At 61.4% G+C, this 16,123-nt stretch carries 16 protein-coding genes; all 16 read left to right on the top strand.

What is annotated here, in order from left to right; genetic code table 11:
* The first annotated feature begins 15 nt into the window (after positions 1 to 15).
* The 16 genes from gmk to DAUD_RS08040 all read left to right on the top strand — a co-directional run bounded on the left by gmk (position 16) and on the right by DAUD_RS08040 (position 15,924).
* On the top strand, positions 16 to 609 hold the full coding sequence (gene gmk, locus DAUD_RS08115; protein ID WP_012302680.1) for a guanylate kinase: 594 nt from the start codon (positions 16 to 18) through the stop codon (positions 607 to 609).
* Between the two features lie 57 nt (positions 610 to 666).
* On the top strand, positions 667 to 876 hold the full coding sequence (gene rpoZ, locus DAUD_RS08110) for a DNA-directed RNA polymerase subunit omega (RefSeq protein WP_012302679.1): 210 nt from the start codon (positions 667 to 669) through the stop codon (positions 874 to 876).
* Positions 877 to 936: 60 nt separating this feature from the next.
* A complete protein-coding gene (coaBC, locus tag DAUD_RS08105) occupies positions 937 to 2,169 on the top strand; it encodes a bifunctional phosphopantothenoylcysteine decarboxylase/phosphopantothenate--cysteine ligase CoaBC (RefSeq protein ID WP_012302678.1) in 1,233 nt (410 codons plus the stop codon).
* The gene (gene priA, locus DAUD_RS08100; RefSeq protein ID WP_012302677.1) at positions 2,142 to 4,349 is read left to right on the top strand and encodes a replication restart helicase PriA; all 2,208 of its coding nucleotides are present in this window, start codon (positions 2,142 to 2,144) and stop codon (positions 4,347 to 4,349) included. The genes coaBC and priA overlap by 28 nt, the downstream gene beginning before the upstream one ends.
* A 189-nt stretch (positions 4,350 to 4,538) precedes the next feature.
* The gene (gene def, locus DAUD_RS08095; protein ID WP_012302676.1) at positions 4,539 to 5,003 is read left to right on the top strand and encodes a peptide deformylase; all 465 of its coding nucleotides are present in this window, start codon (positions 4,539 to 4,541) and stop codon (positions 5,001 to 5,003) included.
* Entirely contained in the window at positions 5,000 to 6,079 is a 1,080-nt protein-coding gene (gene fmt, locus DAUD_RS08090; RefSeq protein ID WP_012302675.1) for a methionyl-tRNA formyltransferase, read from the top strand. The genes def and fmt overlap by 4 nt, the downstream gene beginning before the upstream one ends.
* Positions 5,994 to 7,352, top strand: a complete 1,359-nt coding sequence (gene rsmB / locus DAUD_RS08085; RefSeq protein ID WP_012302674.1) for a 16S rRNA (cytosine(967)-C(5))-methyltransferase RsmB — start codon at positions 5,994 to 5,996, stop codon at positions 7,350 to 7,352. The genes fmt and rsmB overlap by 86 nt, the downstream gene beginning before the upstream one ends.
* Positions 7,353 to 7,416: 64 nt before the next feature.
* The gene (rlmN, locus tag DAUD_RS08080; RefSeq protein WP_041570892.1) at positions 7,417 to 8,457 is read left to right on the top strand and encodes a dual-specificity RNA methyltransferase RlmN; all 1,041 of its coding nucleotides are present in this window, start codon (positions 7,417 to 7,419) and stop codon (positions 8,455 to 8,457) included.
* Between the two features lie 5 nt (positions 8,458 to 8,462).
* The gene (locus DAUD_RS08075; RefSeq protein ID WP_012302672.1) at positions 8,463 to 9,176 is read left to right on the top strand and encodes a Stp1/IreP family PP2C-type Ser/Thr phosphatase; all 714 of its coding nucleotides are present in this window, start codon (positions 8,463 to 8,465) and stop codon (positions 9,174 to 9,176) included.
* A gap of 5 nt (positions 9,177 to 9,181) precedes the next feature.
* Complete coding sequence (locus tag DAUD_RS08070) at positions 9,182 to 10,996, top strand: protein kinase domain-containing protein (RefSeq protein WP_012302671.1); 1,815 nt, start codon at positions 9,182 to 9,184, stop codon at positions 10,994 to 10,996.
* 55 nt (positions 10,997 to 11,051) lie between these two features.
* Positions 11,052 to 11,933, top strand: a complete 882-nt coding sequence (rsgA, locus tag DAUD_RS08065; protein ID WP_012302670.1) for a ribosome small subunit-dependent GTPase A — start codon at positions 11,052 to 11,054, stop codon at positions 11,931 to 11,933.
* Positions 11,933 to 12,589 carry a ribulose-phosphate 3-epimerase gene (gene rpe / locus DAUD_RS08060; RefSeq protein ID WP_456298452.1) on the top strand — a complete coding sequence of 219 codons (657 nt, stop codon included), beginning with the start codon at positions 11,933 to 11,935 and terminating at the stop codon, positions 12,587 to 12,589. The genes rsgA and rpe overlap by 1 nt, the downstream gene beginning before the upstream one ends.
* Positions 12,590 to 12,707: 118 nt before the next feature.
* Complete coding sequence (locus DAUD_RS08055) at positions 12,708 to 13,352, top strand: redox-sensing transcriptional repressor Rex (RefSeq protein WP_012302668.1); 645 nt, start codon at positions 12,708 to 12,710, stop codon at positions 13,350 to 13,352.
* 233 nt (positions 13,353 to 13,585) lie between these two features.
* Complete coding sequence (locus DAUD_RS08050; protein ID WP_012302667.1) at positions 13,586 to 14,074, top strand: TIGR00725 family protein; 489 nt, start codon at positions 13,586 to 13,588, stop codon at positions 14,072 to 14,074.
* 119 nt (positions 14,075 to 14,193) lie between these two features.
* Entirely contained in the window at positions 14,194 to 14,589 is a 396-nt protein-coding gene (gene tnpA / locus DAUD_RS08045) for an IS200/IS605 family transposase (RefSeq protein WP_012302666.1), read from the top strand.
* A gap of 12 nt (positions 14,590 to 14,601) precedes the next feature.
* On the top strand, positions 14,602 to 15,924 hold the full coding sequence (locus DAUD_RS08040) for an RNA-guided endonuclease InsQ/TnpB family protein (protein WP_012302665.1): 1,323 nt from the start codon (positions 14,602 to 14,604) through the stop codon (positions 15,922 to 15,924).
* Positions 15,925 to 16,123 lie beyond the last annotated feature (199 nt).

Raw genomic sequence — 16,123 nt, 5'->3', positions numbered from 1 at the left:
GGGGGCGCGGGAGGAGTGCGGGGACTCCTGGTCGTTGTTTCCGGCCCCTCAGGGGTTGGCAAGGGTACCATCTGTGAGGTGCTTTGCCGCCGGAATGACCGGATCAGCCTTTCCATTTCGGCTACGACCCGGTCACCGCGGGCCGGCGAAGTCGATCAGGTGCACTATTACTTTACGACCCCAGAGCGTTTCCGGGAGATGATCGCCCGGGGCGAACTCCTGGAGTGGGCCGAGGTATACGGGGACTATTACGGCACACCGCGCGCGCCGGTGGCCCGGATGCTTGAGTCGGGCCGCGACGTGATCCTGGAAATCGACGTCCAAGGGGCCTTGCAGGTGAAGGAAAGAACACCCGGGGCGGTTTTAATCTTTGTCTGGCCGCCGTCCCCGGCGGAACTCGAGCGCCGGCTGCGCGGACGGGCGAAGGATTCCGAGGAACAGATTGCCAGGCGGCTGGAGTGGGCCCGGACCGAACTGCAGGCGGTTCCCAAGTACGACTATGTGGTTGTGAACGACCAAGTTGAGGACGCGGTGTGCAAAGTCGAGGCGATTATGGTCGCCGAAAAGTGCCGGCCCGTGTATTTTGCGGGCCTAGGGGTCGTTACTTAGGTCAAAGGATGGTGGCGGGGAATTTCTTTCTTACGCTTTGAGGAGAGTGGCTACCGATTGCTGAACGAACCTTCGCTGGACGAACTGATCAAGAAGGCGGACAGCCGCTACACGCTGGTAGTGGTTGCGGCGAAACGAGCCCGCGTCCTAACCGAACAGAACCGGCAGGGGGTGCTCGTTCCCACCACCAAGCCTGTTACCCAGGCTTTGGAGGAGATCGCAAATAATAAAGTGCGTTTCAAGGTGCTCAAGCAGGGGCCCAAGTAACCCTTTCACTACTTTCACTAATTTAAGAACCGGCGGGGTACGGTTTGGGGGGCAGTCTTCTTGCTGGCCGGGAAAAAGGTGATCCTGGGGATCACGGGAAGTATCGCCGCCTATAAGGCGGCAGACATCGCGGGCCGACTGGTCAGACACGGGGCTCAAGTGCACGTGGTAATGACCCGGGCGGCCCGCGAATTCATCTCGCCCTTGACGCTGGAGGCCCTTACGGGCCGCCCGGTGCACACCGACATGTTCGACGCGCGGGGCGGGGTGCTGACCCACCTGGAACTCGCGCGTGCGGGAAACCTCCTGGCGATCGCGCCGGCGACGGCAAACATTATCGGGAAAGCTGCTTCCGGACTGGCCGATGACCTCTTAAGCACGTTGATCCTGGCCTTTCGCGGTCCGGTGCTGTTTTGTCCGGCAATGAACCCGGCCATGTTTGACAACCCGATTGTCCAGAAGAATATCAGAGCCCTTGAAGCGGCGGGCTACAGTTTCTGCGGGCCGGAGAGCGGCCGGATGGCCTGCGGCGACGAGGGCCGGGGGCGCCTGGCCGAACCTGAATTGATCATGGAGCGAATTACCGGGCTCCTGCGCGGAAAGAACGACTTTGCGGGTTTACGCGTGCTGGTTACGGCCGGACCGACCCGTGAACCCTTGGACCCGGTGCGCTATCTAACCAACCGGAGTTCGGGCCGGATGGGTTATGCCGTGGCCCGCGCGGCACGGGACCGTGGCGCCGCGGTGGTGCTGGTCAGCGGCCCAAGCAGTCTCCCGGTTCCGGGCGGTGTGGGCCTGGTGCCGGTTACCACGGCTGCGGAGATGGCGGCGGCGGTGAAAGAACACTTCCCCGAAAGCGATGTTCTGGTGATGGCGGCGGCGGTTGCCGATTACCGACCAGCCGCGGTTTCTCCGGACAAGCTCAAGAAGCGGGATGGGGTCCTGATGTTGACCCTGGTGCCGAACGAGGACATTCTGACTGACATTGCTTCCCGGGCCAGAAAGCCGGGGCAGGTGGTGGTCGGATTTGCGGCCGAAACGGGCGATCCCCGGCCGGCGGCCCTGGAAAAGGCACGCCGGAAAGGTGTCGACCTGATGGTCGGGAATGATGTGGCCCAGCCGGGGGCAGGGTTCGACGTGCCGACCAATACGGTGGTCTTCGCATATCCAGACGGCCGGTCGGAACAACTGCCGGAGATGGACAAGTACGAGGTGGCCTGGCACCTGCTGGACCGGGTACTGACACTCAGGGGGGGGCGGGGGTCATGCCTGAACGGGCCTACGCCGAGATAGTGGTTGACCTGCCGCTATCCCGGGTGGACCAGGTTTACCACTACGCAGTACCGGAGAGATTTCGGACCGAGCTTTGCCTGGGCTCACGGGTGCTGGTCCCGTTCGGGCGGCGCCAGTTGGCCGGGTATGTGGTGGGCTTTCGTTCCCAGGCGGCCGTGGAACAGGTGAAAGACATTCTGGATGTCTTAAGCTCGCAACCGGCTTTTACACATGAACTGTATACCCTGGCCCGCTGGATGGCGGAGCGGTACCTGTGCACCACGGCCCAGGCCCTGCAATGTATCGCCGCCCCGTCGCGCGGGGCGGGACCGCGTTACGAGGAAGGAGTGTACGCCGCTCCCGGAGGAGGTTCGGCCGACCAGGAGAGGTTGACGCCCAAGCAGCGGCAGGTGTGGCGCACAGTCCGGGAGCATCCCGGCCTGACGCGGGCGCAGGTGGCCGCCCTGTCCGGCGTCACTCCCGTGGTCGTGGCCCGGTTGCTGGAGAAGGGCGTGTTGACCACCTCACGGCGCTCGGTGGCCAGAAATCCCTACCCGGTCAGCCAGACCATAACCGAGCTTCCCCGCCTGACCGGCGAGCAACTGAGAGCCCTGGAAGCGATTGAAAAGGGTTTCCAGGCCCAGCGAAAGGAATTCTTTTTGCTGCACGGGGTCACCGGCAGCGGGAAAACCGAGATTTACCTGCGGGCGGCGGCTGGAGCCCTGGTACAGGGCCGGCAGGTTCTGGTACTCGTCCCGGAAATCACGCTGGCCACCCAATTAATTCACCAGTTCAAAGCCCGTTTCGGTGACCTCGTGGCCGTCCTGCACTCCCGGCTGGGGGCCGGGGAGCGTTACGACGAATGGAACCGGATCTTCCGCGGGGAAGCACCCATAGTGGTCGGGGCCCGGTCGGCGGTTTTTGCCCCGCTGCAGAACATCGGTCTCTTTGTGCTTGACGAGGAGCACGAGCCCGGATATAAACAGGAAGAGGCACCCCGTTACCTGACCGGGGACGTGGTCCGGGCGCGGGCCGCGCTTTCGAAGGCGGTGGTGGTGTTTGGCTCGGCTACGCCGGCCCTGCGCACCTACGCCAGGGCCTTGACCGGCCAACAGCACCAACTCTTGAAACTCACCAGCCGGGTGGACGGCCGGTCCCTGCCGCAGGTCCGGGTGGTCGACCTGCGGGAGGAACTCCAGGCCGGAAACCGGCACGTCTTCAGCCGTTATCTGGCGGGCAGAATAAGGGAAAAACTCGATCAGGGGCAACAAGTGCTCTTGTTTCTGAACCGGCGCGGCCTGGCGACCATCGTGCTGTGCCGGGCGTGCGGCGAGGCTTTGTCCTGCGCGCACTGTGCAATCAGCCTAACCTATCACCGGGACGGGTCCCTGCACTGCCACTACTGTGGTTACCGGAGGAACCTGCCGGCGGCCTGCCCGGTCTGCGGCGGCGAACGCTTGAGCCGGTTCGGCACAGGCACCCAAAGGGTGGAGGAGGAGACACAACGGCTTTTCCCCGGGGCGCGGGTGGTGCGCCTGGATGGGGATACCGTGACCGGAAAGCGGAGCCACGACCGGCTACTGGACAGCTTTCGCGAGGGACAGGCAGACATTTTGATCGGTACGCAGATGATCGCCAAGGGTCTGGACCTGCCCGGGGTGACGCTGGTCGGCGTGGTGAATGCCGATACCACGCTGCTTTTGCCGGATTACCAATCCGCCGAGCGTACTTTCCAACTGGTCACCCAGGTGGCGGGAAGGGCAGGGCGGGGTCCTGTGCCGGGTGAGGTGGTCGTGCAGACTTACCACCCCGACCATTACAGTATTCAGGCGGCGACCAGCCAGAACTACGAACTGTTCTTCATCCGGGAAATGGCTTTGCGCCGTGAGATGGGCTACCCGCCCTTTACGACGCTGGCCCGGGTGCTCTTCCGGGGGCGGCGGGAGTCTCAAGTGGAGCAAGCGGCGCAACAGTTTCGGGAGCTTCTGGCACTTCCCGAAGACGGGCGGATTCAGGTGATGGGTCCGGCTCCGCCGCCCGTGGCGAGGATCAAGGACTACTACCGCCGGCACCTGATTTTGAAGGCGCCCAAACGTAAGGAACTGCGTATGCTGTTGGTGGAGACGCTCGACAAATTTGAGGCCGGGGGAAGAAACAAGGTGCTGGTGGGGATTGATATCGACCCCCAGAGCCTCTTTTGATCGGCTTCGTGAGCACAAACCGTACCGTTGTAGCGACCTTGGGTCTGGTCAGTCAGCCTGGTTCCTGGTTTTCTGATTCAGAATTATAGATTCTGTGCTAAACTAGCTATCAGGAAGACCTTTGGTGTCATCAGATTTAGGTTCTCTGTTTCCCCATTCTGAATTCTGGTCTCTCTTAGGAGTGGTATCTTGGCGGTATTCCAGATAGTCCAATATCCGGACCCGATCCTTCGGGAAAAGGCCCGCGAAGTCCGGAAGATCACCCCGCAGATTGAACGACTGGCGGTGAACCTGGTGGACACAATGCGCCGGAGTGGGGGCGTGGGATTGGCCGCACCCCAGATCGGGGTGTCCAAACGGGTGATCGTGGTCGAAGACCCTGAGAAGAACCCGATCGTGCTCATCAATCCGGAAATCGTGAGGCTGGAGGGCGACAAAGAAACGGCCGAGGAAGGCTGCCTGAGCGTTCCGGGAGTTTGGGGGCAGGTGGAGCGCCGGATGTGCCTGACCGTGCGGGGGTATAACCTGGAGGGAAAACAGGTGGCGTACCTCGTTGAGGGGTTCACCGCCCGGGCCTTCCAGCACGAAATCGACCACTTGGACGGGATCGTGTTTCTGGACCGGGCGACTACGATATACAAGAGAAAGGAATGAACAGCTTCAGGAAGCCGGCCTTGGTGTTCATGGGTACGCCGGATTTCGCCGTGCCTTCGCTCCGGGCCTTGGTGGAATCGGAGTTTCGGGTGCTGCGTGTGGTCACTCAGCCCGACCGGCCGCGGGGCCGGGGAAATAAGCTCGCCCCCGGTCCGGTGAAGGCGTACGCCCTCAAACAAGGGCTCGAGATCCTGCAACCCATGAACATCCGCGACCACGTGTTCGTAGACCTCATTCGGGAGTTAAGACCGGACTTCATTGTGGTGGTAGCCTTCGGCCGGATATTACCGGGCATGGTTCTGGACATCCCGCGGTTGGGTTGTGTGAACGTACATGCCTCGCTTCTGCCTCGGTACCGGGGTGCCGCGCCGATCCACTGGGCGGTGATGAACGGCGAACCGGAAACCGGGGTGACCACGATGCTGATGGACGAGGGATTGGATACCGGTGACATTCTCCTGCAGGAGAAAACGGCGATCGGTCCGGATGATAATTTTGGTGTGGTTCATGACCGACTGGCCGAACTGGGAGCGGTCCTTTTAGTGCGAACCCTGGACCGGTTGACGGCGGGGGAGCTGGTTCCCCGGCCGCAGGACGAGTCCCGGGCGACCTATGCGCCGCCGCTCCGCAGGGAGCACGAGGTCATCGATTGGACCCGGACCGCGGAGGAGATCAAGAACCAGGTGCGGGGCCTCGACCCATGGCCCGGGGCCCATACCATGTTGAACGGCCGGGTTCTGAAAGTCTGGCGGGCCGAGATTGCGGGAGACCGGGACGGGGGGCGGCCTGGGCAGGTTCTGCTGGCCGATCCGGTGCGCGGTCTGGTCGTAAGTACGGGTGCCGGTGCGGTGCGCCTCCTTGAGGTCCAGCCGGCCGGTCGCCGTCGGGTTCGGGCCGAAGATTTTCTGCGCGGATACCGTATGCCTGCAGGCACTTTGCTCGGGCGGGCGGAATCCGGGCCGAACGATCAACACTTATCGAGGGGATCTGATGGCGGAAGTATCGGCAAGAGAGATCGCGTTGCACGTTCTGAAGGCGGTGGAGGCCGACGGCGCCTACGCCAACCTCGCCCTTAACCGGGCCCTGGAGGAATTCCGCCCGTCCAAGCTGGACCGGGCCTTTGCCACCGAGTTAGCCTATGGGACGCTGCGCACCTTAAACACCCTGGATTGGATAGTGTCACGCTATCTGCAGCAACCCTTGGGAGACCAGACGGTCTGGAGCCGCAACATCCTGCGTCTAGGGGCTTACCAGCTTTTCTACATGGACAAAGTTCCGGCTGGGGCTGCATGCTTCGAGGCCGTAGAACTGGCCAAGAAATACGGCACCCCGGGGACGGCCCGTTTTGTGAACGGGGTGCTGCGCAACGTGGCCCGCCACAAGGACGAACTCCAGTTTCCGGATCCGGAAACCGACCTTGTCACCCATATCAGCCTGAAGTACTTTCACCCCACCTGGCTGGTGAAACGCTGGCTGACCGAGTTGGGTCCGGAAGAAACCATCGCCCTGTGCCAGGCCAACAATACCATTCCCCCGAACACCATCCGCGTTAACACCCTGCGCGTGGACCGGGATTCCCTGGCGGTCCGGCTGGAACAAGAAGGACTAACCGTGCGGAAGACGCGCTTTGCGCCGGAAGGACTGGAGATCGGCGGTTTTGTGTCCATGCGCGCGCTGCCGTCTTTTCAACAGGGACTGTTTCAGATTCAGGACGAGAGTTCCATGCTGGTCGCCCACGCCGTAAACCCGGCACGGGGTGTCCGGATACTGGATGCCTGCAGCGCACCGGGGGGGAAAACCACCCACCTGGCCCAACTGATGGAAAATGAGGGTATTATCAAGGCCCTGGACATTCACCAGCACAAGCTGAAACTGGTGAGCGACAACTGCCGCCGGCTGGGCATCGACAACGTGGAGACAGAGCTTCTGGATGCCCGGGATCTTCCGGGTGAGTTTGAGGGCTGGGCCGACTTCGTGCTGGTCGATGCTCCGTGTTCCGGCTTGGGTGTGCTCCGCCGGAGACCCGACGCCCGGTGGCGCAAGGAACCGGGCCAGATTACCGGTCTGGTCCGGTTGCAGGAAGCGATCTTGGCCGGGGCCGCCCAGTGTGTCCGGGCAGGGGGGGTGCTTGTCTACAGCACCTGCACGATCACCTACGAAGAGAACCTTGGCCAGGTGCAAAGCTTTCTGGCGCACCACCCTGACTTTTTGCTGGAGAACTTACGGCCGTTTTTGCCGGCCGGATTGGGAGAGGAGCAGATGGCGCGGGGTTACCTGGAGATTTTCCCGCACACGCACGAAGGGATGGACGGGTTTTTCATCGCGCGGATGCGGCGGAGGCATCTGTAGTAGGCGGTGGAGCCGCCGCTTGGGAGCGATAGGGAGAAGTGCGAAGTCCGAGGTGTGAGCGGATATAATTGATTTAAAGGATCTGACACTGAGCGAACTGGAAGCGCTGACGGCCCGTTACGGCGAACCGCGGTACCGGGCGCGGCAGTTGGCCGAATGGGTTTTCAAACAGGGGGCGCTTTCCCTGGCGGAAATGACCAACCTCCCGGCCGGGTTCCGTAAACGGCTGGCCGGGGAGGCGGTGGTGGGTCGCCTGGAGGTGCTGGACTCCCGGGTTTCGGCGGCAGGGGACACGGTGAAATACCTGCTCGGGCTGGATGACGGCCACGCCGTCGAAACGGTGCTGATGCGCCATGACTACGGCCGGACGGTGTGCGTTTCCAGTCAGGTCGGCTGCCGCATGGCCTGCCGGTTCTGTGCCTCGGCCCTGGGGGGTTGGATACGCAACCTGCGGTCGGGTGAACTGTATGAACAGGTACTGGCCGTCCGGAGGGCTTCAGGCGAGCCGGTGACACACGTGGTGCTGATGGGGATGGGGGAACCCTTGGACAATTACGAAAACACCCTGAAGTTTGTCGCCAACGTGACGGCCCCTTATGGATTGCGTTTGAGCCAGCGGCGGATTACTCTCTCGACGTGCGGCCTGGTGCCCGAGATCCAGAAGCTGGCCCGGGAACGGCTGGCCTTAACGCTGGCGATCTCGTTGCACGCGCCGAACAACGCGTTGCGCGACACGCTGGTACCGGTGAACCGCAAGTATCCCCTGGAGCAGCTCATACCGGCCTGTGCGGAATATGCGCGCCGGACCGGACGCCGGGTGTCCTTCGAGTACATTCTGCTGGGGGGCGTGAACGACTCGCCCGAGTTGGCCCGGGAACTGTCCGACCTCTTGACGGGGCTTTTGGGGCACGTAAACCTTATCCCGGCGAACCCGGTGCCGGAAAGCGGCTACCGGGCCCCTAGCCCGGAAGCCGTCCGGACCTTCCGGCGGGTTTTGGAAGAAGGCGGAGTACCGGTTTCCCTGCGCCGTGAATTGGGGGCCGACATCGGGGCGGCCTGCGGTCAATTGCGGCGGCGTCACCGGACGAAAGCCGTGGAGGAGTGAAGAAAATGCGGTGGAGCGCGGTCACCGACACCGGGCTGGTCAGGCCCAACAACGAGGACAACCACCGGGTGAACGAGGCGCTCGGCCTGTTCGCCGTGGCGGACGGGATGGGCGGACACCAGGCCGGAGAGGTGGCCAGCCGGCTGGCTTTGACCGTATTGGAGGAGCAATTTCAGGAACTGGTGCAGCAGGGTGAGGAAACCGGCAATGCGCTCCTGTACGCCGTCGAGGCCGCCAACCGCCAGGTATTTGAGGAATCGTGTCGAAGTAATAGATGTAACGGCATGGGAACCACCCTGTCGGCCTGCCTTATTGCCGAAGAAGGCTTGATCCTGGCACACGTGGGCGACAGTCGCGTGTACCTGGTGCGGGCGGGGGAAATCTTTCAGCTGACCGAGGATCACTCGGTGGTCCAGGAACTGCTGAACGAGGGCCGGATCACGGCCGAGGAGGTGCCGGGACACCCGTACCGGAACGTATTGAGCCGGGCCCTGGGGACGGGGGAGCAGCTTGAAATCGACCTTTTGCGTGTGCCGCTTCAGGCCGGCGACCGGGTACTCCTTTGCACCGACGGGCTCACCAACATGGTTTCCGACGCTGCCATCCAGGCGGTGGTTGCAGGATACGGCGATCCCGATCAGGCGGTCCGGGAACTGGTGCGCCTGGCTCTGGAACAGGGCGGCAGCGATAACATTACCCTCATTTTGGTGGTGCTGTAAGAAACATGATCGGCAAAGTCCTGGGAAACCGCTATGAAATAACCGAAAAGCTGGGCGTTGGCGGCATGGCCGAAGTGTTCAAGGCCTATGATTCCCTGCTGCAGCGCCCGGTAACGGTTAAGGTGCTCCGGTCCGAATTGAACGCCGATGAAGAGTTTGTGGCCCGTTTCCACCGTGAAGGCCAGGCGGTGGCCAGCCTGTCCCACCCCAATATCGTGAATGTCTACGACGTCGGCCGCGAGGGGGACAGGCACTACCTGGTGATGGAATACGTGGACGGGGAAGACTTGAAAACGGTGATTAAGCGGGAAGGCCCCCTGGCGCCGCACCGGGTGGTCGCCATCGCCCGCCAGATATGTGATGCCCTGGAGCATGCCCACTACCAGAAGATCATTCACCGGGACGTCAAGCCCCACAATATCCTGATCACCAGGGACGGACAGGCGAAGCTCGCCGACTTCGGAATCGCCAGGGAGAGCAATGCCGCCACCCTGGTACAGACGAAAAGCCTGGTGGGTTCGGTGCACTACATCTCGCCGGAGCAGGCCCGGGGCGACACGGCCGACGCGCAGTCCGACATTTACGCCCTGGGGGTCGTGCTGTTCGAGATGCTCACCGGCTCCGTCCCTTTCAACGGGGGCAACCCGGTTTCGGTGGCTTTAAAACATATCCAGGACGACGTTCCGTCCCTGAAGGAGCGCAATCCGGCCGTAAACCCGGAATTTGACCGGATCGTCCGGAGGGCCATGGCCAAGATCCCCATCGACCGCTACGCTTCAGCCCGGGAAATGGCCCGGGAACTGAAATCCATCAAAACCGGCGGCGGCGAAGACGGGGAGCTGGCCGACTCTTCGACCCAGGTGTACGAACCGGTGCGAGTGCCCCGGAAACGACTGAGCAACTGGGCGCTCGTCAGCATCATCGTGGCCGTGATCGGCCTGACGGTCGGCGGATTCTTCGGCTTGCGCGCCTATTTGCACGTGCCCGAGGTGGAGGTCCCCGGCGTGGAGGGCCTGCTCTTGGCCGACGCGCAGCGCGAACTAGAGCGGGTGGGTCTAAGGGCCTCGGTGTCGGAGGAGTACAGCACGGAAGAACCGGGTATGGTCATCAGGCAGGATGTGAAGCAGGGAAGCCGGGTAAAACAGCAACGGGTGATCTTTCTGACGGTAAGCCGCGGTCCGGAGATGATCCGCGTGCCGGACGTCAGGGGCCGGACCCGGGACGAGGCCCGTGCGCGCCTGGAGGCCGCCGGCTTTGTGATCGGAGAGGAGAAGGAGATCACCGACGAATTGTCTCCTTCGGGTACGGTGATCCGGACGGAACCCGGACCGAACGCGGCCCATCCCAAGGGTGGCGAGATACGGCTGGTGATCAGCAAGGCACCGGATCCCGTGTTGATTGTCGTCCCCGACCTGATCGGGGAGGAAGAGGGCGCGGCCCGGGCGAAGCTCGCTGCGGCCGGACTGCTTGCGGCACCCGATGTGCGCGAGAGGCAGAGTCATGAGTACCCCGCGGGGCGGGTGATCGCCCAGGATCCCCGGGGAGGTGCGGAGGTCAGCGAACTCAGTGAAGTCAAGCTTACAGTCAGCAAGGGGCCCGGACCGGAAGAACGGTCCGTGGTGGTTTACGCGTCGATGCCCAATGACGGCCGGACGCACGTCCTTCGGATCGTGGTCACCGACCTTCACGGAGAGCGTGAAGCGCACGTGGGCGAGTACGAGTCCGGAGAGCGGGTTGCCTGGACGGTGCGGTACTATGGAAGGGCCCGGATTCAATCCTACATCGATGGGAATCTGGTACGGGACCAGACTGTGGACTAGGACTGTTTGTGCAAATGTGGCAAAACAAAGTGTCCGGATTAGGAGCGGCTACTGAATGCCGGAGGGTTTGGTGATCAAAGCCTACGGAGGTTTTTGTTTCGTCTGGATGGAAGGAAAGGTCGAGAAATGCACCCTCCGCGGCAAATTACGGACCAGGGGCCGGGTGCTGGCCGGCGACGAGGTCGTGGTCCGGAGCCTTTCCGGGGGACGCGGGGTGGTGGAGGAAGTGAAACCACGTCGCTCCGAGATGGTCCGCCCGCCGGTTGCCAACGCCGACCAGGCGCTGGTGGTCGTCTCCTTCCGGGAACCATCCCCGGCCCTCAATCTCTTGGACCGGATTCTGGTGCACTGTGAGGCGGCCGGGATCCGGATCGTCATTTGCGTCAACAAGTTGGACTTGGCGGCTCCGGGAGCCGAAAATGAGGCCTGGATCGAGACCTACCGGGATGCAGGGTATCCCACGCTGGTGACCAGCGCGGTCACCGGAGAGGGTGTTGCGGCACTCCGGGAGGCGCTGGCCCGGCGTATCACGGTGGTTGCCGGTCCGTCCGGATCCGGGAAGTCAAGTCTGATCAATGCGGTGCAGCCCGGTCTGAACCTCCGTACGGGAGAGATCAGCCCTAAGCTGCAACGGGGTCGCCACGTGACCCGTCACGTGGAACTGCTGGCACTGGAAGGCGGGGGTTGGGTGGCCGACGCCCCCGGTTTTTCGGTGTTGCGTCTGGAGGGGATCGACCGGGCGGAACTCGCCGGCCTGTTTCCCGAGTTCGGCCGGCATACGGACGGTTGCCGGTTTGCGGATTGTGTCCACTACCGGGAGCCGGATTGTGCGGTGCGGCGGGCGGTGGCCGGCGGTGCGGTGGCCCGGTTCCGGTACGCTCATTATCTGGGGTTCTTACGCGAGATTCTGGCACGGGAGGGGAAGAACAAACTGTGATCAAAATCGCACCTTCCATCCTATCGGCCGATTTCGGCCGGCTGGCGGAGGAGATCCGCAAGGTGGAGGAGGCGGGGGCCGACTACCTGCACATCGACGTGATGGACGGGCATTTTGTGCCGAACATCAGTATCGGGCCACCGGTGGTGGCTTCCCTGCGCCCGCAGAGCAGCCTGGTGTTCGATGTGCACCTGATGATTGAAGCCCCGGAGCGTTACGTGGCCGCGTTTGCAGAGGCCGGGGCCGACATCCTAACCGTGCACTTTGAGGCCGCCCGCCATCTGGACCGCACCCTGCGCCTGATCCGGGAGCACGGGATGCGCGCCGGAGTGGCCCTGAACCCGGCCACACCCCCGGGTATGGTCGAGTACGTGCTTCCCCTGGTGGATCAGGTACTGGTTATGACGGTGAATCCGGGTTTCGGGGGCCAGAAATTCTTGCCCGAGGTTGTGCCCAAAATAGCCGGCCTGAGGCGGATGGTGGAGCGACAGGGAGTCGGGACCGACCTGGAGGTGGACGGGGGGATCGACCCGGAGACGGCCCCGGCGGTCGTGCGGGCCGGGGCCAATGTGCTGGTGGCGGGATCAGCAGTATATGGTGCTGCGGACGCGGCAGCGATGGTGCAACGGCTCAGGGCGGCCGGAGTCGGAAAGTGATTTTTTTAACAAAAACCATTGACCCCCTGAAAACACACTGATATAATAGACCAGAGTTTTTTAACTTTTCAAAATGTTATCTGCAAAAGACAATAGGTTATTTGGGAGGCTTTACGGCTTGAAAGCACTAAGAATCCCGGAAGCTACGGTAACACGGCTGTCGATTTATTCACGATTTCTCGAACGGTTGGAACAGCGAGGAATCACCACGGTTTCCTCCAGCGAAATCGCCAAGGGTGTGGGTGTGAGCCCGGCGCAGGTACGGAAGGACCTGGCTTATTTCGGGGAGTTCGGCACCCGGGGCGTGGGCTACAATGTGAAGGATCTCATCCATTACATTCTGAAAATCCTTGGACTTACCCGTCCGTGGAACGTAATCTTGGTCGGCGCCGGTAATCTGGGCACGGCCCTATGTACTTACCGGGGCTTCATCGACCGTGGTTTCAATATCGTGGGAGTTTTTGACAACGACCTGACCAAAATCGGCAAGCGGATTCACGACCTCGAGGTCCTCCCGCTCGAGCGGATGCCGGAGGTTATCGAGCAGCACGACGTCAAAATCGCGATCATCGCCGTTCCCCTGGGGTCCGTTCAGGATATCGCCGACCAGTTGGTTGGGCACAGCCTGAAGGCGCTCTTGACTTTTGGTCCCGTGGTGGTGGACGTTCCGGGCGACGTAGTGGTCCGCAATGTGGATCTGGCGGTGAAGCTCGAGATTCTCACCTTCAACCTGGTGTTTAAGGAACTGCACTCCATAATCTGACGCAGCCGGAAAAGGGGTCAGACCCCTCTTTTTCCTCCAAGCTTACGATCCAGTCTTAGCAAGATTGTTGGTTCCAACCTATTGACATAAGCTAGTTAGGACTTTTCTTGCCTGATCCTTTTGTTAGGTGTTGCTTTGAAGGTCAGGGAAGGTCCAAAAGTTGGTGTTCTGACTCCTTTCTTTTAAAAAGTTAGGTGCCTGACCTCTTTTATAGGGTCTGGGGGGAGTCTTTGATGGTCTATGTCGGCGTGATCGGCGCGGGTCTTTGTTCCTCTGAAGTGTCGGGGTGGGCCGAAGCGGTCGGTGCCGGCATCGCCCGGCGGCAGGGGGTGTTGATCTGCGGGGGCATGGGCGGGGTTATGGAAGCGGCGGCCCGTGGGGCGCGCCGGGAGGGGGGCCTAGTGGTAGGCGTCCTGCCCGGGAACGACCGGAAAGAGGGCAATCCCTATCTCTCGCTGTCGCTGGCGACAGGCTTGGGGGACGCCCGAAACGCGGTCATCGCCCGGGCCTCGGATGTCCTGATCGCCATCGATGGCGGCTACGGAACCCTGTCCGAGATCGGCCTGGCGCTGAAAATGGGCCGGCCGGTCATCGGCCTAGGCACCTGGCGTATTGAGTCCAGTAAAGGCCCGGACGGCGGGATCATCGCGGCGGCTGACCCGGAAGAGGCGGTGGCGCTAGCCTTCCGGGAGGCCGGCAGGATACGGCCCCTGGAGCGCTAAAGGCCCAATGTTATAAAATCGCTGCGGGAAGACCCGCCCCCTTCAGGGGGCGGGAGGAAAGCAGCTTTTTGCCGGGAACGCTTGTTTCCCGGCAAAAATTTTGGTATACTTAGCTTACCATGGAAACAAAGAAAACCAGGTATGCACACTACAACATCAACTACCACTTTGTTTGGATACCCAAGTACCGGAGAAGGATTTTAGTTGGAAAAGTAGCGGAAGAATTCGAGCAGTTGCTGCGGAAAGTCTGCAAAGACCGGGAAGTCGAGATACTGGACCTGTCCGTGCAGCCCGACCATGTGCACCTGTTTGTGTCCGCGCCGCCCAGGCACGCGCCCTCTGAACTGGTCAACACGTTCAAGGGCTACACATCCCGGTATTTGCGCCCAAAATTCCCCGAGTTGAGCAAACAGACAGGAAAAGGACTGTGGACGCGCACTTACTATGTCGGCACAGCCGGCACTGTATCCGCTGAGACCATCAAACGCTACATCGAAGAGTGCCAGGACGAGTAGGAGGTGAGAACAGTGGGCTGGGCAAAGAAAAAAGGCAAGAAGCAGGAAAACCGGCTGTACCTGACCAGGGTAGCGCCGCTTCCGCTGGATAAATGGCTGCCCGTCTTTGAGATACCCATGCTTGCTGGGACGAAGCTGTGGAACTCCTGCGTGTGGGAGAGCCGGGAAGCCCGCAAAAACGGCACAAAGTACCCGACTGAAAGCGAGATGAAGGAAAAGTTCAAGGGCTACGAGTCCTGGAAACGGCTCCACTCCCAGAGTTCCCAGTCTGTGGTGGAAGAGTATTTCGAGGCGGTGCGCTCCTACGTCAAACATAAAGACAACGGACGCGACGAGATGTGCCCGCCCGGATTCAAGCCCAAAGCTACCTTGCGCACTATAACCTGGAAGCGGCAGGGCTTCGAGTGCCGGGAAGGCCTTTTGACCCTGAAGCTCTCCCGCAAGCTGGACGACATCGGAGTGTCACTTCCCGAGGGCTTTGACACCCTGGAATTGCCCGACGGCACAGTTTTGAAGGGGACGCCTGTCGAGGTCAAGGTGAAAGCGGTTTACCGCAAGGGGAAAGTGGTTGGTTTAGAGATGCACGTCACCTGGGACTTCGGCGTGGTGCCGATGGTGCTGGCCGGCAAGGTGTCGGCCTACGATTTAAACGCCGCCCTGGTCGCCAGGGGTTCCACCGAAGGCAGCCAGCAGTTACTCGTCTGCCGGGAACTGCTCTCTTTAATCCAGTACCGGAACAAAGTAATCGCCGAGTTCCAGCAGAAGATGTCCCGGTGCAAGGAAGGTTCCCGCAGGTGGAAAGCTCTTTTAAGCGCCAAGCGCAAAGCCCTTAAGAAATTGGAGCGCCGGATTGACCAGTTGACCAACGCCTTGACCAAACTGATGGCCGGACTGGATCAGGCGGAAGACATAACCTTCTCTGTCCTAGGTGACTTAACCGACATCAGGCGGAAGTCCAGGTCCGGCGACAAGGACAAAAAAGCCAGCCAGAAGATTAACCAGTTACCTTACGCTCAAATCGAGCAGCAGCACGCGTACAAGTCCCTGCTCAGGCAGGTATATCCGGACAAAGCGAGCGAGAGATACAGCTCTCAGACGTGCAGTCATTGCGGGACGAGGAACAAATCTTACCGGGTCCACCGGGGCCTTTGGTGCTGCAAGAAGTGCCGTGCGACGATGCACGCCGATTTAAACGGTGTTAACGGCATCATGAAGAATTACCTGTTCGGGCACTGTGGTATAGAGCAGCCTTTCCCGCTCAAGCCGCTGGAAGTGTATCGGTGGAATAAAAGGTTGAACAGGTTTGTAAAAGTATCTCCAAGGGCATCGGCGTGAGCCGGTGTACCTGGAGTAGTTGCGACGGTGTGACGGTCGCCTGTGGGAGCCCCTCCGGCAACGGGTTAAAAGGGGGCGCTTACCACTGTAACCGCGCCAAGGGTTCCATTCGCCCAGGCGGGAAGCCCGTCCCCTTCAGGGGACTGGAGGAAGTCACATTTTGGGAGCAATAGAGATAGATAGATATAAAAAACGGAGT

The organism is Candidatus Desulforudis audaxviator MP104C, assembly GCF_000018425.1.
Lineage (GTDB): Bacteria > Bacillota > Desulfotomaculia > Desulfotomaculales > Desulforudaceae > Desulforudis > Desulforudis audaxviator.
The sequence above is the reverse complement of the archived record's forward strand: the minus strand, read 5'-3'. Positions and strand labels throughout refer to the sequence as shown.

Coding starts and splice junctions, on each gene's coding strand:
- priA (WP_012302677.1), top strand. CDS start 2,142: ATGCCTGAACGGGCCTACGCCGAGATAGTGGTTGACCTGCCGCTATCC.
- fmt (WP_012302675.1), top strand. CDS start 5,000: ATGAACAGCTTCAGGAAGCCGGCCTTGGTGTTCATGGGTACGCCGGAT.
- rsmB (WP_012302674.1), top strand. CDS start 5,994: ATGGCGGAAGTATCGGCAAGAGAGATCGCGTTGCACGTTCTGAAGGCG.
- DAUD_RS08075 (WP_012302672.1), top strand. CDS start 8,463: ATGCGGTGGAGCGCGGTCACCGACACCGGGCTGGTCAGGCCCAACAAC.
- DAUD_RS08070 (WP_012302671.1), top strand. CDS start 9,182: ATGATCGGCAAAGTCCTGGGAAACCGCTATGAAATAACCGAAAAGCTG.
- rsgA (WP_012302670.1), top strand. CDS start 11,052: ATGCCGGAGGGTTTGGTGATCAAAGCCTACGGAGGTTTTTGTTTCGTC.
- DAUD_RS08050 (WP_012302667.1), top strand. CDS start 13,586: ATGGTCTATGTCGGCGTGATCGGCGCGGGTCTTTGTTCCTCTGAAGTG.
- tnpA (WP_012302666.1), top strand. CDS start 14,194: ATGGAAACAAAGAAAACCAGGTATGCACACTACAACATCAACTACCAC.